This is a genomic window from Halalkaliarchaeum sp. AArc-CO, assembly GCF_024972735.1.
Taxonomy (GTDB): domain Archaea; phylum Halobacteriota; class Halobacteria; order Halobacteriales; family Haloferacaceae; genus Halalkaliarchaeum.
On the sequence record NZ_CP087723.1, the window covers coordinates 2,545,839 to 2,567,865 of the forward strand.

The 22,027-nt window shown below is 64.1% G+C and carries 25 protein-coding genes and 1 tRNA gene; 12 read left to right on the top strand and 14 right to left on the bottom strand.

What is annotated here, in order from left to right; all coding sequences use genetic code 11:
- The first annotated feature begins 412 nt into the window (after positions 1-412).
- The 4 genes from AArcCO_RS13365 to AArcCO_RS13380 all read left to right on the top strand — a co-directional run bounded on the left by AArcCO_RS13365 (position 413) and on the right by AArcCO_RS13380 (position 3,282).
- Positions 413-2,008: a S8 family peptidase gene (locus tag AArcCO_RS13365; protein WP_259533998.1), complete on the top strand. Its 1,596-nt coding sequence runs from the start codon at positions 413-415 to the stop codon at positions 2,006-2,008.
- A 93-nt stretch (positions 2,009-2,101) separates the two neighbouring features.
- The gene (locus AArcCO_RS13370) at positions 2,102-2,425 is read left to right on the top strand and encodes a ribbon-helix-helix protein (protein ID WP_259533999.1); all 324 of its coding nucleotides are present in this window, start codon (positions 2,102-2,104) and stop codon (positions 2,423-2,425) included.
- Between the two features lie 216 nt (positions 2,426-2,641).
- The gene (locus AArcCO_RS13375) at positions 2,642-2,890 is read left to right on the top strand and encodes a hypothetical protein (RefSeq protein WP_259534000.1); all 249 of its coding nucleotides are present in this window, start codon (positions 2,642-2,644) and stop codon (positions 2,888-2,890) included.
- 29 nt (positions 2,891-2,919) lie between these two features.
- On the top strand, positions 2,920-3,282 hold the full coding sequence (locus AArcCO_RS13380) for a PIN domain-containing protein (protein ID WP_259534001.1): 363 nt from the start codon (positions 2,920-2,922) through the stop codon (positions 3,280-3,282).
- A 190-nt stretch (positions 3,283-3,472) separates the two neighbouring features.
- Here AArcCO_RS13380 and AArcCO_RS13385 read toward each other — a convergent pair whose 3' ends face one another.
- From AArcCO_RS13385 to AArcCO_RS13395, 3 genes are all read right to left on the bottom strand, one after another.
- A complete protein-coding gene (locus AArcCO_RS13385) occupies positions 3,473-4,453 on the bottom strand; it encodes an AIR synthase family protein (RefSeq protein ID WP_259534002.1) in 981 nt (326 codons plus the stop codon).
- A 155-nt stretch (positions 4,454-4,608) separates the two neighbouring features.
- Entirely contained in the window at positions 4,609-5,949 is a 1,341-nt protein-coding gene (locus AArcCO_RS13390; RefSeq protein ID WP_259534003.1) for an aminotransferase class III-fold pyridoxal phosphate-dependent enzyme, read from the bottom strand.
- A gap of 110 nt (positions 5,950-6,059) precedes the next feature.
- Positions 6,060-7,361 carry an MgtC/SapB family protein gene (locus tag AArcCO_RS13395; protein WP_259534004.1) on the bottom strand — a complete coding sequence of 434 codons (1,302 nt, stop codon included), beginning with the start codon at positions 7,359-7,361 and terminating at the stop codon, positions 6,060-6,062.
- A gap of 133 nt (positions 7,362-7,494) precedes the next feature.
- On the opposite strand from AArcCO_RS13395, the gene AArcCO_RS13400 reads away from it, so the two are divergent.
- Positions 7,495-8,769 carry an AI-2E family transporter gene (locus tag AArcCO_RS13400; protein ID WP_259534005.1) on the top strand — a complete coding sequence of 425 codons (1,275 nt, stop codon included), beginning with the start codon at positions 7,495-7,497 and terminating at the stop codon, positions 8,767-8,769.
- Between the two features lie 53 nt (positions 8,770-8,822).
- Here the strand turns inward: AArcCO_RS13400 and AArcCO_RS13405 are convergent, their stop codons facing one another.
- Positions 8,823-9,095 carry a PadR family transcriptional regulator gene (locus AArcCO_RS13405; RefSeq protein ID WP_259534006.1) on the bottom strand — a complete coding sequence of 91 codons (273 nt, stop codon included), beginning with the start codon at positions 9,093-9,095 and terminating at the stop codon, positions 8,823-8,825.
- Between the two features lie 219 nt (positions 9,096-9,314).
- Between AArcCO_RS13405 and AArcCO_RS13410 the strand changes: the two genes are divergently transcribed.
- On the top strand, positions 9,315-9,590 hold the full coding sequence (locus AArcCO_RS13410; protein ID WP_259534007.1) for an amphi-Trp domain-containing protein: 276 nt from the start codon (positions 9,315-9,317) through the stop codon (positions 9,588-9,590).
- 260 nt (positions 9,591-9,850) lie between these two features.
- On the opposite strand, the gene AArcCO_RS13415 is transcribed toward AArcCO_RS13410, so the two are convergent.
- Complete coding sequence (locus AArcCO_RS13415; RefSeq protein ID WP_259534008.1) at positions 9,851-9,997, bottom strand: DUF8555 family protein; 147 nt, start codon at positions 9,995-9,997, stop codon at positions 9,851-9,853.
- Positions 9,998-10,121: 124 nt separating this feature from the next.
- On the opposite strand from AArcCO_RS13415, the gene AArcCO_RS13420 reads away from it, so the two are divergent.
- Positions 10,122-10,805, top strand: coding sequence for a helix-turn-helix domain-containing protein (locus AArcCO_RS13420; RefSeq protein WP_259534009.1), 684 nt, complete (start codon positions 10,122-10,124; stop codon positions 10,803-10,805).
- A gap of 201 nt (positions 10,806-11,006) precedes the next feature.
- Positions 11,007-11,396 carry a helix-turn-helix domain-containing protein gene (locus AArcCO_RS13425; RefSeq protein WP_259534010.1) on the top strand — a complete coding sequence of 130 codons (390 nt, stop codon included), beginning with the start codon at positions 11,007-11,009 and terminating at the stop codon, positions 11,394-11,396.
- An 8-nt stretch (positions 11,397-11,404) separates the two neighbouring features.
- Here AArcCO_RS13425 and AArcCO_RS13430 read toward each other — a convergent pair whose 3' ends face one another.
- The 7 genes from AArcCO_RS13430 to AArcCO_RS13460 form a co-directional block, all read right to left on the bottom strand.
- Positions 11,405-11,599 carry a cold-shock protein gene (locus AArcCO_RS13430; RefSeq protein ID WP_259534011.1) on the bottom strand — a complete coding sequence of 65 codons (195 nt, stop codon included), beginning with the start codon at positions 11,597-11,599 and terminating at the stop codon, positions 11,405-11,407.
- Between the two features lie 214 nt (positions 11,600-11,813).
- The gene (locus AArcCO_RS13435; protein ID WP_259534012.1) at positions 11,814-13,724 is read right to left on the bottom strand and encodes an acyl-CoA dehydrogenase family protein; all 1,911 of its coding nucleotides are present in this window, start codon (positions 13,722-13,724) and stop codon (positions 11,814-11,816) included.
- A 535-nt stretch (positions 13,725-14,259) separates the two neighbouring features.
- Positions 14,260-14,330: transfer RNA gene (locus AArcCO_RS13440), tRNA-Gly, on the bottom strand.
- 68 nt (positions 14,331-14,398) lie between these two features.
- Entirely contained in the window at positions 14,399-14,977 is a 579-nt protein-coding gene (locus AArcCO_RS13445; RefSeq protein WP_259534013.1) for a GNAT family N-acetyltransferase, read from the bottom strand.
- Between the two features lie 79 nt (positions 14,978-15,056).
- The gene (locus AArcCO_RS13450; RefSeq protein WP_259534014.1) at positions 15,057-16,205 is read right to left on the bottom strand and encodes an acyl-CoA dehydrogenase family protein; all 1,149 of its coding nucleotides are present in this window, start codon (positions 16,203-16,205) and stop codon (positions 15,057-15,059) included.
- 62 nt (positions 16,206-16,267) lie between these two features.
- Complete coding sequence (locus AArcCO_RS13455; RefSeq protein ID WP_259534015.1) at positions 16,268-17,557, bottom strand: alanine--tRNA ligase-related protein; 1,290 nt, start codon at positions 17,555-17,557, stop codon at positions 16,268-16,270.
- Between the two features lie 99 nt (positions 17,558-17,656).
- Complete coding sequence (locus tag AArcCO_RS13460) at positions 17,657-18,178, bottom strand: helix-turn-helix domain-containing protein (protein ID WP_259534016.1); 522 nt, start codon at positions 18,176-18,178, stop codon at positions 17,657-17,659.
- A 98-nt stretch (positions 18,179-18,276) separates the two neighbouring features.
- Here AArcCO_RS13460 and AArcCO_RS13465 point away from each other — a divergent pair, with 98 nt between their 5' ends.
- The 4 genes from AArcCO_RS13465 (at position 18,277) to AArcCO_RS13480 (ending at position 20,316) form a co-directional block, all read left to right on the top strand.
- A complete protein-coding gene (locus AArcCO_RS13465) occupies positions 18,277-18,816 on the top strand; it encodes a type II toxin-antitoxin system RelB family anti-toxin (protein WP_259534017.1) in 540 nt (179 codons plus the stop codon).
- Positions 18,817-18,833: 17 nt separating this feature from the next.
- Positions 18,834-19,298, top strand: coding sequence for a molybdopterin-binding protein (locus AArcCO_RS13470; protein ID WP_259534018.1), 465 nt, complete (start codon positions 18,834-18,836; stop codon positions 19,296-19,298).
- Positions 19,299-19,363: 65 nt separating this feature from the next.
- Entirely contained in the window at positions 19,364-19,819 is a 456-nt protein-coding gene (locus AArcCO_RS13475; protein ID WP_259534019.1) for a DCC1-like thiol-disulfide oxidoreductase family protein, read from the top strand.
- Positions 19,820-19,839: 20 nt separating this feature from the next.
- Positions 19,840-20,316 carry a GIY-YIG nuclease family protein gene (locus AArcCO_RS13480; RefSeq protein ID WP_259534020.1) on the top strand — a complete coding sequence of 159 codons (477 nt, stop codon included), beginning with the start codon at positions 19,840-19,842 and terminating at the stop codon, positions 20,314-20,316.
- A 299-nt stretch (positions 20,317-20,615) separates the two neighbouring features.
- Here AArcCO_RS13480 and yjjX read toward each other — a convergent pair whose 3' ends face one another.
- Together yjjX and AArcCO_RS13490 are read right to left on the bottom strand one after the other, a co-directional pair.
- A complete protein-coding gene (gene yjjX, locus AArcCO_RS13485; protein WP_259534021.1) occupies positions 20,616-21,191 on the bottom strand; it encodes an inosine/xanthosine triphosphatase in 576 nt (191 codons plus the stop codon).
- A 26-nt stretch (positions 21,192-21,217) separates the two neighbouring features.
- On the bottom strand, positions 21,218-21,964 hold the full coding sequence (locus tag AArcCO_RS13490) for a helical backbone metal receptor (protein WP_259534022.1): 747 nt from the start codon (positions 21,962-21,964) through the stop codon (positions 21,218-21,220).
- Positions 21,965-22,027: the final 63 nt, after the last annotated feature.

Here is a 22,027-nt window from a genome sequence, read left to right on the forward strand (position 1 = left end):
CGTCGTTTCCCGTCTCGAGCCTCGTCTCGCTCTCGACGTAACCGGGGCAACGAACATGTCCCCCACAAGTATGTCGGCTTGTCGGCGTCCGAACACATTCAATTGGTCGAGTTCGGCCTGAACTCGACAACCCGGAACGGATGCACCAACTCGCCAGAGACGGTCCGGACACAGTCGACCGTCGACCCGAGCAGCAGGTGATCATTCGTCCTTTACTCACCGATAGTTGGGCTTTCTCGAACGTGGTTTTTGAACCTCACGAGAAACAGTAGATCGAGAACACGGCAGTCACCAATCCCGCATCGAGAGTATGAGGTGAATATTCATATGATAGTAGTCCTAGGTATCCACCGCCCTCACGAGGGTAGTTACCATGAGACTAGATAGACGCTCACTTCTGAAAGGTATCGGTGTGGCAGGACTCTCCCTTTCGTTCGCGGGACAGGCGACCGCGAGCGACGGCCGAGCGCAGTACATCGTGATTCCGAGCGGAAACGGCACCGCACGGAGACTGGAACGAGAGGGATTCGAAATCAGGCAGGTACTCGCGGAAGGCGACGTGCTCGTCGTCCACGGTCCCGAAGGCGAGGGGGAAACCCTCCGGGGACTCGGCGGCGTGCAGGAAGCCGCCCGGGACGTGCGGTTCGAACTGGAGGAACCTGCACGGACCGAACTGGTCGAAGATCACGGGGAGACTGGCGGCGTCAAGTCGGACTGGTACGAGAACCTGTGGGACAAACAGAACAGTGAGACGGTGGCAGCGAACGATATCGCGACCGGTGAAGGTACCCAGATCGGAATCATCGACACCGGTATCGATTACTCGCATCCGGATCTCACTCCGAACCTGGATGAAGACGCGGGACGATTGTTCAAGTTTGGAGAGGTGCTGTCCGGAGAAGGTGAAGACATTGTCGTCAACGATCCGGGAGAAGATCCGATCCAGCGCGTCGATCAGAACGTCGCCTCTGACGTGCAGGGCCACGGTACCCACGTCGCCGGAATCGCCGCGGCGGATCCCGAGGCAGGATTCAATGGTTTCGGAACCGGCGTTCAGGGCGTCGCGCCCGGAGCAGACCTCCACTCGTATCGAGTATTCTGGTGGGAGGATGTCAGTGACGAAGACGAGGACCCCGATTGGAACTTGACCACCACGTCGGCAGACATCTGGAATGCGATTGAGTATGGAGCGGAACAAGGTGTCGACGCTGTGAACCTCAGTCTCGGAACACCGCCCTTCCATCCCCGAGTCCATCGAGACGAGGAGCTCAGAACAATAAAACTCGCGTACGAACTGGTCGTTCGCTCGGCCGTCAACCGCGGTACCGTCGTGGTCGCCAGCGCCGGGAACGCCGACACCGACCTCCAGCGACAGGGGCTTTTCTCCCTGCCAAACAGTACCAAAGGGGCGATGAGCATCAGCGCGCTTGGTCCGAACGACAAACGGGCCTTCTTCTCGAACTACGGAACGAGCGAGATCGACGTTGGTGCGGGCGGGGGTGCGTACGAAACGTCGTTGAAGACCCTCTTCGGAATCCGAGAGTGGGTGTTTGCAGGAGCACCGCTCCGGAGAAGCGAACATCCACTCGAGGAAGGGGACGAGGGCGAACTCTGGCTGGACGAGGACGGAAACGTCGTCTTCGATCCGGAGGAAGTCGCAGAAGTCATCGAATTCGAGAGCCCCGCCTGGCCGTATCCGTTCAATCTCGTGTTCTCGACGACGTCGCCACTCAACGAGGGCGCACCGTACGGCTGGAAGGCCGGAACGTCGATGTCGGCGCCGAATACGGCAGGCCTCGTCGCGCTCGTGCGCGAACTCGATCCGGACGCCAACCCCTCGCAAGTCGAGAGCTACATCAAGAAGGGCGCCGAAAGCGGTACCGGGCGGAGCGATCCCGTTCTCGGTGCTGGACGGATAAACGCGCTCAACACGGTCGAAGAAATAGACGGGTCAGGAGGCGGTAGCGACAGTGGAAATGGTTCCGGAAACGCCGGCGGACCGCCATAATAACGTTCGGAACCCTATCGATTTCCATTCGATAGTCTAAAATTGAGACGCGAGTTCGAAACCCGTATCCGACGCGGGTTCTCCCTACCGGACATGGGGCTCGACGACCTCACGGACGACATCACCGCTGAATATGGCGACCTCGACGACGAATATCCCCTCGAACTCGACCGCGAGACGAAAAACGAACTCGCGATGCTCGCCGCCGTCTTCGACAGCACGGACACCGACGAGCTGATCCGGCGCGGGATCCATGCCCTCTTCCGGTCGACGGTCGACACCGGCGACCTCGACTTTCACCTCCGGCAGTCGTACGACGTCACCTACGACGAGTATCTCGCCGGCATGACCTACGACGAGATGACCGGCGCCGACCAGTTCCCCCAGCGGGACGACGAACGCCGGTATCAGATGTAGTCCGGTGCGGGGGACTCGATCGGGGGCTTTTAAGTTGCGATGGTTGCGGGGTCGTGTATTGCAGGTGGGTGGTTCGGGAAGGGTATCCACCCATGGGATACGTGAAATAATGGCCTTGTTGAACCCCTCAACCGCTGACAGGTTACAGCAGTCCTGGTGAACACGACCGAAAATAGCCCCATAAGACTCTTTATCCCATATATCCCAATATATCTCATGGTCAAAACTATTCGAGTCTCAGAGGAGTACCACGAGTGGCTCAGCGCCCACAAGGAGGGCGACGAGACGATGGAGGAGACGCTCCGCCGGATGACGCGTGGCCCTCATCCGAGCGACGTTGCCGGCCTCCTGACCGAACAAGAAGCCGATAACGCCAAGGAAGCGGTGAACCGTCTGCGCAGGGGTGACCGCGATCGGCTTGATGCCGCCCGCAGCGCCTTCGAAAGCGAGGACGCGGGGGAATGATTATCGATTCCTCGTATCTCTTCGACCTGATGGCTGAGGACCCGGACGCGTTCTCGAAGGGCACGGAACTCGTCGAGAACGGCGAGATGCAGTGGTTACCGACTCCGGTGGTCGCTGAGGCCTACTACGGCGTCGCCACGGCTCGCAGTAACACCACGGAACAGGAGGTACGCAATCGCATCCTCGGGTACCCCCGCATCGATGTTGACGAAGAGATCGCGCGGAAAGCCGGTGAACTACTCGCGGCGGCAGATGACCGTGTGGGAGGGAACGCCGGCGTCGGGGCGAACGACGGGTACATCGCCGCAATGGCCGATGTCCTTGACGACGCGGTCCTAACGGACAATGTCGAAGACTTCGAGGCTCTCGGTGCGACTGTCGAAACCTATTGAATCCCACACGTACAAAAACAGGATTCACCTCGCTTTTTCGACGACTTCGGGCGACAACCTGGTCAGATGTATTGGAGTTAGACCTGCTGACTACAGTCTCTATATTCAGCAGGCCGGTTCTGTCAGTTGCGTAGGGTTTCAACAGCGCCGAAATGATGTAATCCCCATGGGGGAACTCGGTCGACAACGGTCACGACCACAGCGCGTACATGTCGTCTCTCGGGACCTCGGTCAGGAGGTCGCCGTCGATATCGACGCCGGCGTCCTCTCCGTCCTCGACACCCTCGACGCGACCGATCTCGGCGGCCTCGATCCCCGCCTCGTCGGCGGCCCGAAGCGCCTCGTCGACGGCCTCTTCGGGTACAGACGCGAGCAGGGCCCCGGAGCCGAACGTTCGGAGGGGATCGACCCCGAGCGCGTCCCCCAGTGCCGCCGTCTCCTCCCGGACGAGGATGTCCTCCCGCGACACGACACACCGGACCTCCCCTGCAAGCGCGAGTTCGACGAGCCCCGCCAGCACACCGCCTTCTGTCGGGTCGTGCATCGCGGTCGCGAACGGCCCCACGGCGTCGGCGTCCGGGACGACGCTGAGCCAGTCGAAGAAGCCGGCAGCGCGGTCGATCGTCGCCTCGTCGACGACCCCCGAAAGCTCAGCCCGGAAGTCAGTCGCCATGATACCGGTCGCCTCGACGCCGGCGCCCTTCGTAAGCAGGAGCCTGTCGCCCGGCTCGGCGCTACCGGTCGCGACGTAGCGGTCGGTCAACCCCATGGCAGTCATCGCGAGCATGGGGCGATCCAGCTGCTCGGAGCGTTCGGTGTGGCCGCCGACGATGGTGGCGCCGACCTCCCGGGCCGCCGAATCGAGCTGGGCGGTCACCCGGTCGAGTTTCTCGACGGCGTTCGCTTCGGGAAGCAGAATCGTGCTCGTGAGCCACCGCGGGTGTGCCCCGGAGGCGGCGACGTCGTTGCAGGCGACGTGGACCGCGATCGTGCCGACGTGCTCGGCGGCCAGCGAACAGGGATCGGCGTTGATCACCAGTATCTCGTCACCTATCGGAACGGCGGCGGTGTCCTCGCCGAACGCCGCACCCTGAATCAGATCGGGCGCGGGTGCGCCGGTGCGTCCGTACACCAGCCGCGAGATGGTCTCGGGGTCGAGTTTTCCGGTCACAGTCCGGTCACTGCCGTTCGGTTCGACGCGCACTGAAAAGGACTCTTCGACTTCGCTGTCCCCGGTAGTCCCCGGACTCGTCGTCTCATTGAACCGTGTGACTTCGTCTGGAAAAGCCTGAATGTCTCTCAATCGAATAGGTTTCCGGACGGCCGCTAGCTCACGTCCCGGACCGCCTTCTGCAGCAGGTCACACCCGATTTCGATCTCGCGTTCCGTCACGTCCAGCGGCGGCAGGATCCGGAGCACCTTGTACCCACAGGAGAGCGTCAACAGTCCCCGCGCGAACGCGGCCTCGTGGACGTCGTCGCGCAGTTGTTTGGACTCGAACTCGACGGCGAGCATTAACCCCTTTCCGCGGACGTCCTCGACGCCCGCGAGGTCGGCGTCCCGCATCGTCTCGAGGAACTGTCGGCCCCTCGTCCGGGCGTTCGAGAGCAGGTCGTACTCCTCGATCGCGTCGAACGTGAGCGCCCCCTGTGCCGACGAGAGGATGTCGCCGGCGCCCCACGTCGAGGAGAGCCGGCTCCGTTCGCCGGGGAACACCTCCGATCGGGAGATCGTCGCGCCGACTCGCAGCGCCTTCGCGCTCGCGATGACGTCCGGTTCGATCGCGTAGTGATCCGCACCCCACATCTTCCCGGTGCGGCCCAGCCCCGACTGAATCTCGTCGGCGACCAGCGTGATGTCGTACTCGTCGGTGAGCGCGGCAATCTCGTCCGCGAACGCGTCGCTGGGGAAGCGGTAGCCGCCCTCTCCCTGGATCGGCTCCAGGATGAGATACGCGATCTCCTCGGGATTTATATACCCCCGGTCGGGGTGAAGCTTCTCGCGAAGTCGGGAGACGCCGTCGACGAAGAAGCCACACGAACACGTCTCGGCCGTACAGTCGCGGTCCTGACAGAACGGAACGTCGTGGATCGACGAGATTTCCGGGAACCGACGCCGGTACACCTCCTTCGATCGGTTGAGCGACAGCGCACCTAGCGTCCGACCGTGGAAGGCACCCTGGAAGGTGATCCCGTACTTCGCGCCGTCGGCGTGATCGTAAGAGATCTTGAGCGCGTTTTCGACCGCCTCCGCCCCGGAGTTCGAGAGGAACACCGTGTCCATGTCGTAGTGGTCGGTGGCGTCGGTGAGCCGCTCCATCAGCCCCGAGGGGCCGGGGATCCCCTCGCCCGGCGTCTCGCCGCCGGCGACGTAGAAGTCCTGGCCCGCGATCTTCAGCGGATCAACCAAATCGAACTCCCGGAGAGGCTCCATGATTTTCGGATTGTTGTACCCGAGGGGGGCGGCGGCGACGTGACTCGTGAAATCCAGGAGGACGTTGCCGTCGACGTCGGTACAGAACGGTCCTTCGGCCGGCTTCGTGCGGTCCCACACGAACTCGTAGACGTACGTGCTGGGGGCGGCGAACTCGTGGTGGTACTCCACCCACTCCTCGGCTCGCTTTCCCGGCAACTCGTCGACCTGGGGCTCGGCAGTGTCCCGATCCATACGTGTACCCACCACCAGCGGGATGTTAAATCCGCCCGATTCGTTTCGGATCGGGAAAATATTGCGAGACCGGCACAGGGGACCTCCTCCCGAACACCCGTCTGTCGACATCAGACCGCGATGATCAGAACGGTTCCGACCCCGGCGACGAGGAGGGTGATCCCGCTCCAGAGCGCGACCCGCCGGGCGAACTCCCGGGGACCGCCGGTCGCAAGCGCCGCCTTGACGACGATACTTGCGGCTGTCGCCAGCAGGATCGCGACGACCGTCTCCGTCGTGGTGATAGTACCCCCACGGAACAGCAGCACCGCCGAGGTAGTCACACCCGCCGAGGAGACGAGCCCGGAGATCAGCGCGCTCGCGTACAGACCGCTGGTTCCGAACTGCGCTTCCGCGACCGACGATCCCGCCAGGATGAACAGGAACACCGAGCCGAACGCCAGCGCGTTCTTCAGCGAGAACGGACTTTCGAGTTCCATCTCGATCTCGGCCGACCAGTCGGCGACGACGTACGCGACGAGGATGCTCCCGACGACGATGATCCCCAGCGGGACGACCGCGTCGATCAACAGCGGACCGGCGGCACCGAAGGTGAACACCAGCGCGAGCGCCAGGTTTCGCAGCGCCATCGCGGCGTTTGCCAGCAGTACACCCGCGACGCCGTACTGGATCCCCTCGGGCTGCTGGCGGACGTGATCCAACATTGCGCCGACGACCGCCGCCGACGAAGCGAGCCCGCCGAAGAAGCCGGTGACGGCGATCCCGCGACCGCCGTACGAACGAACGAGCGCGTAGTTCACGATCCCGATCCCTGCGACCGACACGACGAGCAGCCAGGCGATCCGTGGCTCCAGGGGCACGCCCAGAAACTCCATCTGTCCCGGCGGCAACAGCGGATAAATCACGAACGCGAGGATGGCAAATTCCGTCGTCGAGCGGAGCTCCCGCCTGGAGAGGTTGCCGGCGAGTCCGTGGAGTTCACGTTTGAGCACCAGTAGCGCCGACGACACCACGGCGACGGTGATCCCCTCGAGAATGAATCCGAGAGCGACGAGTACACCGACCCCGTAGGCGACCATGAGCGAAACCGCCGTCGTGAGCGCCAGCGGGTCCTCGCCGTTCGAGTCGACGTTGGTGAGTCCCTCGACGGACAACAGCGCCCCGATCACGATCACGAGAAGCCCGCCGACGACCGGGAGCAGTTCTCCGATGGCACCGTCGGTCGCAACGACGGTGAACACCGCACCCAGGATCGCGGTCAAGGAGAACGTTCGAATGCCGGCCGCCTTGTCGGACCACTCCCGTTCGAGCCCGAGAAACAGCCCCAGTGCTGCCGCCAGCCCGATACGGACCACGGGCTCTTCGAAGGGCACCCCGAAGAACACCTGGGCGGGCGTTACGACGATACTCATCTCGGGTGGAGAGAGGATCTCCGGATACATATATTGTACTATATAGAAATATATACTGAATTCGGTGTGTTCGGATCCGAACGGACGATGGTGTGCCGGCAGTCTTTTGCATCACGTGGCCGCCACAGTGTGTATGTCACGGCTGCAGGGAGCATCGACGCCGTCGGAGTACGGCTGGCTCGCGTTCGGTCTCCTGCTTTTCGCCCTCATCGGCTACGTGGTCGCTTCCTTCGTCGGGGTCTTCGTGTTCGGTCTTTTCCTGTACTACGCGACGCGGCCGGTGTACCGCCGGATCGTCGTCCGAACCGGACATCCGACCGTCGCAGCCGCAGTCGCACTCCTCGTGCTCGCGCTGCCGGCGATCCTCGTGGTCGGCTACGCGGTCGCGATCGCGATCCGCGAGATCCAGGAACTCCGGGAGATTCCCGGCGTAGATCTCGGTGCGTACCCCGAACTGGGGCGCCTCCTCGAAGAGATCGACGATCCGGGTGCGCTGCTGGACAGACTGGGGGAAGAGCTACTTACGGGCGATCTCCCGGTACGGCTCCTGGAGTCGCTCACCTCGGTCGCCGACACCGCCCTGGTGCTGGCGGTGGCGCTGATCCAGCTGTTCGTGATGGTGGTGCTGGCGTTTTACCTCCTCCGAGACGATCGAAAGCTGGTCGCATGGGTGCTCGAGACGTTCGACGACGAGGAGGGGACCCTGCGGGCGTACCTCCGTGCGGTCGACTACGATCTCCGGTCGATCTTCTTCGGCAACATCCTCAACGCGTTCATCACCGGCGCGATCGCCGCGATCGTCTTCTCCGGACTGAACGGGTTCGCTCCCGCCGGCGTTGCGATCCCCGCGGCGGCGCTTCTGGGACTGATCGCCGGCGTCGCCAGCCTCATTCCCGTCGTGGGCATGAAGCTGGTGTACGTTCCGGTGGCGATCTATCTGGGGCTCCGGGCGGCGTTCCTAGTCGGAACGGAGACGCTGTGGTTCGTGGGGCTGTTTCTCGTCGTCTCGTTCGTGTTCGTCGACAGCATTCCAGACCTGATCTTGCGACCGTACGTCTCCGGACGGAGCCTCCACGTCGGGGCAGTGATGCTGGCGTACACGCTCGGCCCGCTGCTTTTCGGCTGGTACGGGCTGTTCCTGCTGCCGATACTGCTGGTACTCGTCGTCCAGTTTGCGAGGATCGTTCTACCCACGAAACTCGGCGAGGATTCCCCCGAACCGCCCCCCGTGGATCCGTACGTCGTCTCCGCAGCCGACATCGGACGAGAGGAACCCGGAGACACCGCCGGAGGCGCCGGTTCGGAAGCGGTTCCTGATGACGAGAGCTCTGGCGACGGAACAGCCGACGACGGGGACGAAATCGACGACGGCGAAGGGTCCGAAGAAAACAGCAATACCGAAGAGTAGCCGGGCGATCGGGAGTTGACTGCCGATCGGGTCGATTCGAGCGTTCGAGTCGGTTAGTCGATGTACTGCGCTTCCCACTCCTGACGCGCCTCGATCTCCCGTCGACCGCGGCGCGTCAGCGTGTAGTAGTTGGTCCGGCGGTCGCGTTGGCCCTTCTCGACGAGGCCTTTGTCGACGAGTGTGTCGAGGTTGGGGTACAGCCGCCCGTGGTGGATCTCCTTTTCGTAGTAGTTCTCCAGTTCCTCTTTGATGGCGAGTCCGTGCGGTTCGTCGAGTCCCGCGATGACGTACAGCAGGTCTCGCTGAAAGCCTGTCAGATCGTACATCGGTTATATCCAGCTATAGATACAATATCGCATATCAATAAAGATGTCGACTCGGATTTGAGTATAGCCAGGTAACTGTGGATAGAGTGGTGCTACTGCTGTGTTATCGAAATAGAGATTCATGTAAAACAGATATACTATCGGCAGAAAGGTTGGCCACTCCAGAGTGAATCTCTCCGAGAGCATGAATTTATCTTGTCGCAGATCCACCATTCAGACATGCCCGAAGAAGTGATCTTCTCGACGGAACGGCGCACAGAGCGGTCCGAGATCGCGGCGATGCTCAGATCGGTTGCCGACAAACTCGAGACCGGCGAGCCGGTGACGCTTGCGGCCGGCGACCAGTCGGTCACCCTCGAGGTACCGCCGCGGCCGACCTTCGAGGTCAAGGCGGAACGAGAAACCGGAAGCGGTCCCGCCGAGTTGAGCGTCGAGTTCGAACTGGAGTGGCCGGAAGGCGCTCCCGAGACGGACGAGTCGCTCTCCATCGAGTGATCGATCGTTCGAAAAGGTAGCAAGCCGCGAAAGATCGCGGCTGTGCCGCCCTAAATTGGTCCCCGCTGACGCTTCGGCCCTCCAAGCGAAGCGTCACCCGATTCTACCGATGGGATCGACTTAAAGATGTCGCCAGTGTTCGACGGCTGGGAACCCCGAAGGGGTTTTGAACCGACTGGTATCCGATCCGCGGCCAACCAGTATCCGACCGACGACCGGCCATCCCGTTCAGTGTCGAAGGGCAGTGTCGGATGTCGCCGCTAGATGTACTCCTCTTCGAGCACCCATCCCAGCGCCCGTTTGTAGTATGTGAACATCTGTCTGACCCCTTCGTGACGCATCTCCTCGCTTTCGAGTTGCTCTTCGAGAAACTCGTACTGCTCCCTGATCTCGTCTTCCTCGCGCATACGCCGATTCGGGGCGGGAGTCAGTTCAAGTTTCCCCGGCGGCCACGACGCCCCGGTCTCGGCTGGTTCTCAGCCAGTAAGAACAAAGAGACGTGGCTTAAGTCGCGAAGACGTAGGGTGCATCATGAGTGGCGCCCCCCAGCTGGCCCGCGATGAAACCACCACGGAGGCGGGAGAGGAACCACCGTCGATGGAAAACAGGAGACTCCGCGTCGAACTCGAGATCGAACGTGGCGGACCGTGTACCATGGATTACGCCGACGGCAACATCGTCGACATCGACGTTCGGTTCGACGACGGAGACTGCCAGTGTGACATCGGCGTTCAGAAACAAACCGAGGACGGTGAACAGACCGAAACCAAATACTTCTCGAGCAGTATCTGCGATCACTGTCCCGGAATCGTCTTCGTCAAGTACGGCTGTATCCCGCGGTACCTTCGGATCGGCGACGGATCGTTCGTGATGGAGACGTACGTCCCGGACACCGAAACAGTCTCCTCGATCGTAAGCGACGTGCGCGAACGGTGCAATCGGGTTGTCGTCCGGTCGATCACCTCCACGGAGCGGCTCGAATACCCCGAAACTTGCACGATCGACGTCTCGGCACTGACGCCAAAGCAGCGCGAGGCGGTCCATCGGGCCAAACAGGCCGGCTACTACGATCCGGACACGAAAGTCCCCCTCGAGGAGCTGGCGACGGAGATGAGCATCTCCAAGTCTGCGCTCTCCCAGCGACTGCAGCGTGCTGAGGCGAACGTCATCCGACAGCTTTCCTGCGGGTGTGACTGCTGGAACGAAGAACGCTAGACGACCTCGACGGAACACCCCGTCCGTTACTTAAAGCCTTCATAAGTCCGGAGTGTCACCTATCGTCGGTCGGTCCGTATGAACGACTATGAGAACAGACGATCTCCGTACCGAGCGTGGTACCGCGGCCTCGGAACGCGAGAGGCAAAAACGATCCCGAACGGCCACGTCAACTGCCGACTGCCGTCAGAGAGCCGAACAATGAGTGGTAAATCGTCACCGTTCGAGATGACCGTCTCCGTGCCGAACCGCGAGGCGGGCCAAAAAATTTTCCAGTATCTCACCGGCGCTGTCGACGACGTGACGTTTACCGTCGACTCGCTCGGAGAAACCGGACCCAGACCGTGCACCCTCAGCGTGGACGAGGTCACCGCCAAACAGATGGAAGCGGCGAGACTGGCCGTTCGAATGGGATACTATCAGAAACCGAAGGAAGCCGATCTGGGTGACGTCGCCGACGAACTCGGCGTGAGCAAGTCGGCCGTCTCTCAGCGACTCAGAGCCCTCGAACGCAAGATGATGATAGAGCTAATCGACTCATGTGTCGAAGAAAACCGCAATCAGTCAGTGTCGCCGCGAGGCGACGATTGAAACCGTGATTAAACGCGAACGACGTTCGTTGCGCGCGGGCCCTTGGGGGCCTGTTCGATATCGAATTCGATCTCCTGTCCCTCCGTCAGATCTTCGCCGCCGACATCCTCCATGTGGAAGAAAACGTCGTCGTCGGAGTCCTCAGTCGCGATGAAGCCGTAACCGCCTGTGTCGTTGAAGAAATCAACCGTGCCGTTTGCCATTGCGAATAGAGGAAGGCCGGTGATACTGATAAGGGTTCCGCATTCGTTTTCTAACTGCCCTTTCTTTCGGACGAGTATCCACTAAACAGGATATTTTAATTTATATCCACCCAGACGTTGGACTCTCGGTCTCAAACCCGTCCGGGCGGTCACCGAACTGCACGAGTTCCGTGGTTCTGCGAATTTCTCCGTTTCCTGTCCGGGTTTCGGTCGACTATGCCGCCAATCGATCGGGATCGACGCTGTCGTACCGGACGATCGCGTCGAAATACGCCATCGGGATCGCCTCGCCGGTCGTGATCCCCCGGGCGTGTGGCTCCGAAAACGTCTTTCTGACGAAGAGGCGGGCGACGACTGCCTCCCGTGCGTCCCCCCGTTCCGCCAGCGATCGCTGAGCACGCGACAGCAGCAGGGCAGCGGTGAGCACATCGTACACGTATTCGGTCACTTCCTTCGCTTCGTGTTGGGCGTAGTCGTCGTCCCCGGTCGCAAGCGTCACGAGCGCCTCCTTGAGCGCCCGGAACTCCTCGCGTACTGTCGCGACCTGCGCCTCCAGGATCGGGTGGTCGACGTCGTCGAGATAGCCCTCGACGAGCGGGAGCAGTTCCTCGTGGGCGCGTTCCGTCTCCATCGCCCGGAGAACGTCGAGCGAGAGGATGTTGGCCGTCCCCTCCCAGATGGGAAGCGCCTGGACGTCGCGGTAGAGCCGATGGGTGACGAACTCGCGGACGTACCCGTTGCCGCCCTGGATCTCCATCGCGTAGGAGGCGGTGTCGACGGCGGCGCGGGTGGTCACGTGTTTCGACACCGGCACGAGGAGCCGCATGAGCCGGAACGCGCGGTCGTCCTCGTGGTCGCGCTCGTACCGGTCGAACCACCGGGCGGCCTCCATCGCAAACGCGAGCGTCGCCTCGTGGGTGACCGCCATTTCGACGAGATCGCGCTGTAACAGCGGGAACTCCGCGATCGGCTGTCCGAACGCCTCCCTGTTTGCGGCGTGGATCTTGCTCTCAAGGAGGAGCCGGCCGATGATCCCGACCGCGCCCACGGAGTTCGTGATCCGCTCCCAGTTCAGCATCGTGGTCATGTATTTGAACCCCCGCTCGGGCTCCCCGACGAGGTATCCGATGGTCCCGTCGAACTCCACCTCGCCCGTGGGGACGCTTTCGGTGCCCAGCTTGTCTTTGAGCCGGCGGTAGCGCTGCTGGTTCAACTCGCCGTTCGGGAGCTCGTGGGGGACCAGAAACAGCGACAGCCCCGCCGTTCCCTCGGGGGCCTCCGGGCGGCGGGCGAGCGCAAGCGTCCCCTGGGCGTCGATGTTCGAGCAGAACCACTTGTCGCCGGTCAACTCGTACGTCCGGGCCTCGATCGGGTCGTCGGCTCCGACCTCCCCGCCGTCGCCGTGGACGGCCCGTCCGTCCTCGTCGCCCGAGGCCGTCTTCCCCTCCCCGTTCGCGGTTCCCTCCTCGACGTCTTCTCCGGTCGCCTCGCCCCCGGCGGCCCCCGTTGCATCCCGTGGAATGCCGACGGGGTTCGCGACCGTTTCGGTGGCCCCGACGTCGCTCCCGCCCTGTTCTTCGGTCAGGAACATTCCCCCTTCGATGACCTCCTCGTACTCTCGGGCGGTGAGCCCCTCGAAGTACTCCCCGTAGTGGTTCCCGTGATCGTGATTCCGGAGCACCAGTGCCGCCCCCACCGTCATCGACTGCGAACAGACCAGACCGGTGTCGACGTACGACAGCAGCAATTGCATCGTCAGCGTGTGGATCAGCCCCAGCGGTTCGTCCCGCCCCGGCGGCGCTTCGAAGGCGTCGGCGAGAATCCCGCGCTCGTAAATCAACTCCTCGTTCTCGAACTGTTTTGGGTGATACCGAACCTCGTTTAACAGGTCGCCGTGTTTGTCGTACGTCCGAAGTTCCGGGCCGTGCTCGTCGATCACGTCGGCGTTGTCCGCGATCGTGAGTCCGACCACCTCCCCGAACTCGTCGAGGCGTTCGGTTGCCCACTCGAACTCCTCGTCCGGATACACCCGGCGTGCCGCCGTCTGCAGTGCCGGGTTCAATCGCCAGTAGTTGACGTGTCTCCCCTCCTCGAATTCGGCGTACTCGAACGGTGGACCATCCATGTGTTACAATAACAACACACACAGTGGTGATGAATATTGCTGAATTCCTGGAACGTTCCCCCTCGTTTATCCGGATCCGACCTGGGATTCTGGATCGCGGCAGAGCGCGAGGTCAGTCGATCGGGTATCGTACTCACCGGGACTCCCGAAAACCGCAGCCGGCAGGATCGGTTCGCTCCTTTCGACAGGTATTGCGTTCACGGCTTACTTGGTTCGCCGTTCACGTCTCCGAGGCCTCACCTCCTCGGCAGAAAATGTGTTCACGGCTCCGAGGCCTCACCTCCTCGGCAGAAAATGTGTTCACGGCTCCGAGGCCTCACCTCCTCGGCAGAAATGTGTTCACGGCTCCGAGGCCTCACTTCGTTCGGCAGAAATGTGTTCACGGCTCACTTCGTTCGCCGTTCACATCTCCGAGGCCTCACTTCGTTCGGCCTCGCTTGCGCCGGCCGGGAGTCCCGCGAGTGAACGGAGTGAACGAGTGGGACTACGGCCGGCGCACGAACGAAGCGAGCGGCGAAGCCGCGAGCGAAGTGAGTGCGCCGGCCGGGATTTGAACCCGGGCCATGAGCTTGGAAGGCTCAGGTCCTACCACTAGACCACCGGCGCTCACGTACAACCAGCCGGTCGCGGTTTAAGGGTGTTACTCTTTCCGGTTCCGCCCCCGATAACGGGCGTCAACCGCGTGGATCGTACTTATAAGTGGCCTCGTCGGGGTCGATGCCGAAGTCTTCCGGGGTCTCTTCGGGACCCTCATCCTCGGCGTCGCGCTCTGCAGCCGACTTGAACCGCTCGCGGAGCCGGTCGGGCATCTCGAACCCGTCGACGTCGATCCGGAGCGGCTGCACCTCGTCGCTCACCGTCTCGCGCTTTTCGCTGATTCGCTCGGCGATCGGCGCCGGGAGCTCCCCGGGATCCGCGAACTCGAAGCCGAACTGGACGAGATACTCCGGCTGATCCGTAAGCGAGTAGACTTCCTCGAACCCTTCGTCGCCGGCTTTCTGGAGGAGCCGCTCGATCACGTGGGCGCCGACGCCCTGGTCGCGCCAGCCGTCGAGTACGCCGATCCCCGTGATCTCGCAGGCGTCGGGTTCCTTGTGGATCCGGATCCGCCCGAACCCCGCCCTGTCGTTGGACTCCTCGTCGACCGCGATGACGTAATCGCGCGACCGGAACGCGGCGTCGTCCAGGCCCATCGCCTCGATGTGGTCCAGAAGCCAGACCTCCTCCCGGTTTCGCGCATCGCGGACGTACATGGTACACCTAACTCCCCCACGGGAGAAATCGTTTGTGGGACTCGAACCGTCGACCCCCGCCGTCCCACCCCGGCCGAGGCTACTCGAGTACGCCCCTGGCGATAATCTCCTTTTGAATCTCCGTGGTTCCCTCGTATATTTCGGTGATTTTGGCGTCGCGATAGAGGCGCTCGACGTCGAATTCGGTGGTGTAGCCGTAGCCGCCGTGGATCTGGACCGCCTCGTTCGTGACCGCCATCGCGGTCTCGCTGGCGTGGTACTTCGCCATCGACGCCGCGACCCGGTTGTCCTCGCCGGCGTCCGCCTGCCGGGCCGCCTCCCGGACCAGCAGCCGCGAGGCGGCGATCCGGGTCGCCATCTCGGAGAACTTGTGCCGGATCGCCTGGATGTCCGCGATCGGACCGCCGAACTGCTCGCGTTCCCCCGCGTACTCCTGCGCTTCGTCGAACGCCGCCTGTGCCAGCCCCACCGACTGGGCGGCGATGCCGATCCGACCGCCCGTGAGAATCCGGAACGCCGCCGACAGCCCCTTCCCCTCTTCTGTGAGTCGGTTCTCGGCCGGGATCCGCGCCCCGTCGAACCCCAGCGATGTCGTGTCCGAAGCGCGCAACCCGAGCTTCTCCTCTTTCTTGCCGACGGTCACCCCCGGCGTGTCGCCGGGGACCAGGAACTGCGTGACGCTTCCGGGGTCGTCCCGGTCGGTCTTCGCGAAGACGACGTACACCCCCGCCCGCTCGCCGTTGGTGATCCACATCTTCTCGCCGTCGAGGACGTACTCGTCACCGTCTCGTCGGGCGACTGTCGACATCTCGGCGGGGTTGGAGCCGGCGTGGGGCTCCGAGAGCGCGAACGCGCCGACCGGCCGGCCGTCGACCATCTCGGGGAGCCACCGCTCGCGCTGGGCCTCGGTGCCGAACGTCGCGATACAGGAGGTCGCCAGACAGTGAACCGACAGTGCGGTCGCGACCGCCAGCTGCCCGTAGGCCACGCCCTCGTTGACGACGCTGTAGGTGAGGCGGTCGGCGTCGAACCCGCCGTACTCCTCGGGGACTGTCAACCCGGTGAGATCCAGCTCGGCGAGCCCGTCCCAGACGTCCTCGGGAAACGTCTCGGTCGCGTCGGCCTCCCGGGCGCCCGGCCGGATCTCCTCGGACGCGAACTCGAAAACCAGGTCCCGGATCGCCCGCTGTTCGTCGGTGAGCGCCGAGTCGCTGGGTGGCAGTGACATGGGCGCCGTTTCGCTCCGGCGAAGAAAAAACTCACTCCCCGAACGCAGACTCCGATCTCAGGTCACTCGCCGCGCAGCCAGGCGAGGACGTCCTCCGGGTCGGCGTCGAGGCCGCCCCCCTGAGCGAACGTCGGACCGCCACCCCCGCCCCCGCCGAACCGATCGGTGATCTCCTCGACGACGTCGCCAGCTGCGGGAGTGCCGTCGGTCGCCACCACGACGAACGGCGCGTCGCCGTCGCCGACGACCGCCGCGACGTCCGGGGCGTCGTCCCCGCCTGTGATCCGTGCCTGGAGCCGGTCGCCGACCTCGTTGGGACCGAACCCGTCGACCGCGCCGATTCGCCACCGGTCGCCGTCCCGATCGATCGTCTCGAGCGACGAGAGCCGGGCGTCGAGCACGTCCCCTTTCAGCGACTCGAGTTCGTCCGAAAGCGCCTGGTTCTCTTCGCTGAGCCGGGCGACCGCCTCCGGCAGTTCCTCGACCCCGACGTCGACCTCCCGGGCGGCAGACAGCGCTGCCCGATGGACCGTCGCGTCCCGCTGGATCCCAACGGGCCCGACCGCGAACTCGATTCGTGTGAGCCCCTCGCCGGGATTCGACCGCGAGAGCACCTCTACTGGCCCGATTTCGGCTGTGTTCGACACGTGGGTCCCTCCACAGGCGGCGGCGTCCCACGCCGAGCCGTCGAGCGCGAGCGCCTCGACTGCCTCCTCGGGGTCGACATCGCCGAGGTTCCCCTGCGTGTCGCCGCCGACGGTGACGATCCGGACGGTGTCGGCACCGGCCATGACACCCTCCTCGGTTTTGGTGTTGAACGCCACCGACTCGTGGTCGCGGGCGGTCTCCACGTCGACTTCACCCCACGACACCGGAAGCGAGTCCCACACCGCCCGGTTGGTCAACCGCTCGAGTTCGACGAGCGCCTCGTCGTCGACGTCGGAGGGCGTCGCGAAGTCGACCCGAACCTTCCTGTCGTCGATGTCGAAGCCACCGTATCCCAGGTCGTCAAACAGCCGCCGCCCGGCGCCGTACAGCACGTGACTCGCCGTGTGGGCGCGCATACAGTACGTGCGGAACGTGTCGTCGACGATACATTCGACCTCCTGGCCGGGCTCGAAGGTGGATGCGAGACCGTCCTCCGGTGAGGCGACACCGTGGTGAACCTCGCCGTCGACGTCCCGGACGTCGGTCACTTCGGTTCCGTCGATGAAGCCCCGGTCGGCGGGCTGGCCGCCGGAGGCGGCATAAAAGTACGTCTCGTCCAGCACGACCGCGTCGTCGGTGACGCGGTCGACGGTGGCGGAGAACGATCGAACCGACGGGTCTTCGGGTGCGCGAGAGCCGGTCATGTCCGTCGGAACGTGGTCCGGTTCGATAAAACTGTCCGCGATGGCGGTACCTGCCGGAGCCCGGCGCTGCTTCCGACGGGACCCGGCGGGACGAGACGGCTACTCGTCGACCAGTTCCACGTCGAGGTGTTCTTCGACCGCGCGGACGACGGACCCGCCGACGTTCGCGCGGGCGGCACGGCCCTGTTCGATCGCCAGGAGGTCGTCCTCGTCGACGTCGAGCTCTGCGGCGAGTTCTTCGATGCGGAGCCCGGCGTCCTGCCTGGCGCGCTCGGCGCGCTCGCCGTAGTCGGAGAGGAGATACGGCAGCCGGTCTTTCTCGTAATCAGTGCCCTCCTTTTCCCAGTGGCTCGAATCGCCCTTGCCGGCGTCGTACATTTTGGCCGCCCGCTGGGCCGCCCGCTTCTTCCGGCTGGGCCCGTCGTCGTCCCGAGAGCCTTCCCGCTCGTGTTTCTTTTCGGTCTGCTTGCGGTTGCTGCCGTGCGGTTCACAGTCGCGACACACCAGAAGCTCCGCGCCGGCGACGTTGGCGAGTCGGAGATTCCCCGTCTCCCGCCCGCACAGTTCGCAGGCGTCGCCGTCGCCGCCGCCGCCACCCCCGCCCGTGGAATACTTGGCCATGTGTCGGGGTACGCGCCCGTCCTTTTAAAGGGTCGGTCGCCGGACACGGCGACACCGCAGCCCAAACCCTTATCAATAACTCCTGGTTATTTACGGACATGGAACTGCCGACGCCGCAGGACTTGCGCGAGCGGCGGACCGAGCTCGAACTCACCCAGAGCGAACTCGCAGACGCCGCCGGAGTTTCACAGCCGCTCATCGCCCGGATCGAAGGCGGAGACGTCGACCCACGACTGTCGACGCTCCGACGGATCGTGGCCGCCCTCGACGAGGCGGAAGGGGAGGTCGTTCGTGCAAAGGACCTGATGCACGAGTCCGTGGTGAGCGTCGAGCCGGACGACGCCGTAAGCGAGGCAGTCGACCTGATGGAGCGGGAGGCGTACTCCCAGCTGCCGGTGTTGCAAAACGGCGTGCCGGTCGGTTCGATCAGCCAGAGCGACGTCATCCACGCCGGCGGGAACGTCGGAAACGAACCCGTAAGCGAGATTATGAGCGAATCGTTCCCGACGGTGTCACAGGACGTGACCGTCGACGAGATTCGCAACCTGCTGGACCACTACAAGGCGGTCGTCGTCACCGAGGGGGGCGAAGCCGTCGGAATCATCACCGAGGCCGACATTGCCGCCCACCTCTCGTGAGCGACTCCTCGAGACCAATGACACGCGACAGCCCGACTGCGACGGTGACGGTCCGGGGCGACCGGACGATACTGCTTTCGAACACGCCCACAGTGCGCGAGAAGTACGGCTGGGAGTCCCGACGGTTTACGATCCACTGTCACACCGGCCGGATCGTCACCGGCCGCTGGGCCGGCGTTCCGCTCGGACCCGTAATCGAGGCGGCAGGGTTCCCGGACGACACGACACACGTGCTGGCGACAGGAGGGGACGGCCACCGGGCGTGCATCGAGATCGGGCCGACGCTGGACGGTCTGGTCGGCTTCGTCTGTGCGGAGATCGATCGAGGCCACGACGACGAGTTCGACGACGACTGGCAGGATACCCCCCGGCTGCTCGCACCCGACATCGACTCCGCCCGGACGGTCCGGGACGTAGTGGCGATCACCGCGCTGTCGCTGACGTCCGGAGAGGACCCGGAGACGTACGAGGCAATTACCTGAGTGACGGCCCGGACGAGCGGTCGATCACCTGAGCGACTTATCCGTCCAGCGCCCGTAGTTTCCGCATGGACGATCCGGGGGCAGAGGAGAGATCCGAGGAACGGACAGTCCTCATCTACGACGGCGAGTGTCCGTACTGTTCGATCGCGGCGACGGCAGTCCGCCGGCTCGATGACGTCGCGGTGGTCTCGTGGTACGACGATGACGCCCAAGAGTTCCTGGCGGCGCAGTTCGGGGAGGCGCCCTTCGCGATGGTGCTCGTCGACGCCGACGAGGGCCGCGTCTACGCGGGCCGGGCTGCGGCCCGGGAGCTCGCCGACCGGGCGGGCACCCCCAACCTGGTCGGATCGCTGCTTCGGGACAACTACGAGCGGATCGCCTCCGCTGTCGGTCGCGCCAGCGGCCGCGACCGCGAGGCGGATCCGTATCACGAGGAGTACCGGATCGAGGAGCCGGCGGCGCAGCAGTTCGACGCGCTCGCGGCCGCCGCACGCGAGGCGATGCCGGAGGAACTACGGTAGCGCGGGACCGACCGTCGACGATGACCGGACGGAGTCGGACGGAGGGGAAACTTCCGTCGAACGGAACGTACACGCTCCTCGTCGACGTCGACGATCGGTTCGAGACCGACGTCGGCGCGCTGGGCGAGCAGCGGTTCGACGCGCCCGTCTACTGTTACACGGGAAGCGCGTTCGGCACGGGCGGGTTCAGCCGGATCGACAGACATCGACGGCTCGCCGAGGGCGAGAGCGACGCACGGCACTGGCACGTCGATTACCTGCTCGGCCATCCCGCGACGTCGCTTTCGGCAGTCGTCAAAGCCCACGGCGAGGACGTCGAGTGCACCGTCGCCGGCCGGCTCGGCGACGGACCGATTCCCGGGTTCGGGGCGTCCGACTGCGACTGCCCGAGCCACCTCGTCTCCCGGGAGGATTTCGACGCCGCGCGCCGAGAAGTGCAAACAGTCCACGCCGAAGCCGTCGATGCTGCAGCCGTCACTGTCGAGCGATTCGAGTGATACCTGAAAACTACCGACGCGACCGGGAGTCGGGCACACAGCCCGGCCGGTCGGCGCTTGGAGACGCGATCGTCCGGGCAAACGATCGCACGCCGGGAACGACAGGGCGGTCGGGCAGAACGTCCCGTCGTCGACTGCCGGATGTCAGAGGCACCCCGGCATCGGTGAAGATGGTATTCTTCGTATTTACGTTATCTGTTGCAGGTCGGATCAGACCGTGAAACTACTACTAAACTGTTTCCGTTCATTTATATTTAGTAACCGTATTCGAGGCGAGATATATACCTCACTTCCGGGCGCTACTCGTACAGCGAACAGACGAACGGTCCCAGCGCCCCGGCGACCGCCTGCGAGAGCGCCTCGGCGCGGTCGACCCGGCCGCCGGTGAACACACCCGCAGCGCCCTGTTTTTTGGCGATTTCGCTGGTTCCCAGGACGTCGTCCATCACCGGCCCCAGCTCCTCACCGGCGTCGATCCGGTCGGCAATCCCCGTCGGGAGTGCGATGCTGGGTCCGGTCCCGGTTCCGATTCGGTCGCCGTCCGTGACGGCGGCCCACATGATCAGGAACGGTTCCTCGCGGTCGCTCGGACCGTCTCCGTCTCTCTTCGAACCTGCCGAACCGTCCGGGAACCGCGCCACGCCGCCCTCGATTCCGACCGCGAGGTCGTACTCGCCGGCCGCGTACGCCCGCTCGGCGCGGACCTCCGCACCGGTGCGCGTCTCCGCGTGGCTGGTCGGCTGTTCGTCGACGCCGGAGTCGACGTCGACCCGTTCGACGACGGCCCCGTCGCCGAAGCCGTCCGCGTCGCTTTTCATCGCCAGCTGTACCGCCCGGCGTTTCACGGGATTCCTGCTCCCGACGGCGACTCGCATGTCGGAGAGACTGTCTGGAACCCCGTTCAGTCTTGCGGATGCAGTCGATCGGACAGCAGTTCGATGCCGTCGAGCAGGCGCGGACTCGATTGATTCAACAGAGAATCGTCGACGACGTGGATTTCGGGATCGACGTCCCATTCCCTGCCCGCGATCCGGTCGGGCGAGACGCGATCGCCGTGCCCGCAGACGTGCAACACCGCGTGATCGGGAGCCGCGTTCTCGACGGCCGCCTGCTGGATCTCCCGCGATCGCTCTCCGGGTGCAACGAAGGGATACCGGCCGCCCGCAGCACGGACCGCGTCCGGGACCCAGTTGCCTGCCGCCATCGGCGGATCCGACCACTCCTCGCAGTAGACGACGGGGCGGTCCCGTCCGGCGACCCGCCGTTTTCCCTCCTCGAGACGCTCTCGGCACGTACGGGCGAGTCGCGTTCCTGCGTCGGTTTCGCCGAGTGCCCTGCCGAGCGCTTCGAACCCGTCGATCACCTCCTCGAGTCGGGCGGGTTCCCGATGGACGACGTCGTATCCACGATCGCGAAGTTCGTCCCGGATCTCCCGCTGGAGTTCGTCGCTCGTACAGACGACCGCGGGACCGATATCGCGGAGGCGGTCGTACGACGGGTTCAGCCAGCCACCGACCCGCGTGACGTCGGCCGTCTCCGCATCGATCGAACAGTGTGTGGTCACGCCCGCGAGGCGATCTGTCAGGCCCATCGCCGCGATCGTCGCGGTCGCGCTCGGCGCCAGCGAGACGATCGGTTCCACGGTCATCGTCTTGTGATAGTGGTGAGAGTTTATAAACCGGTGTGGACGGCATGGATCGTCTGGATATGG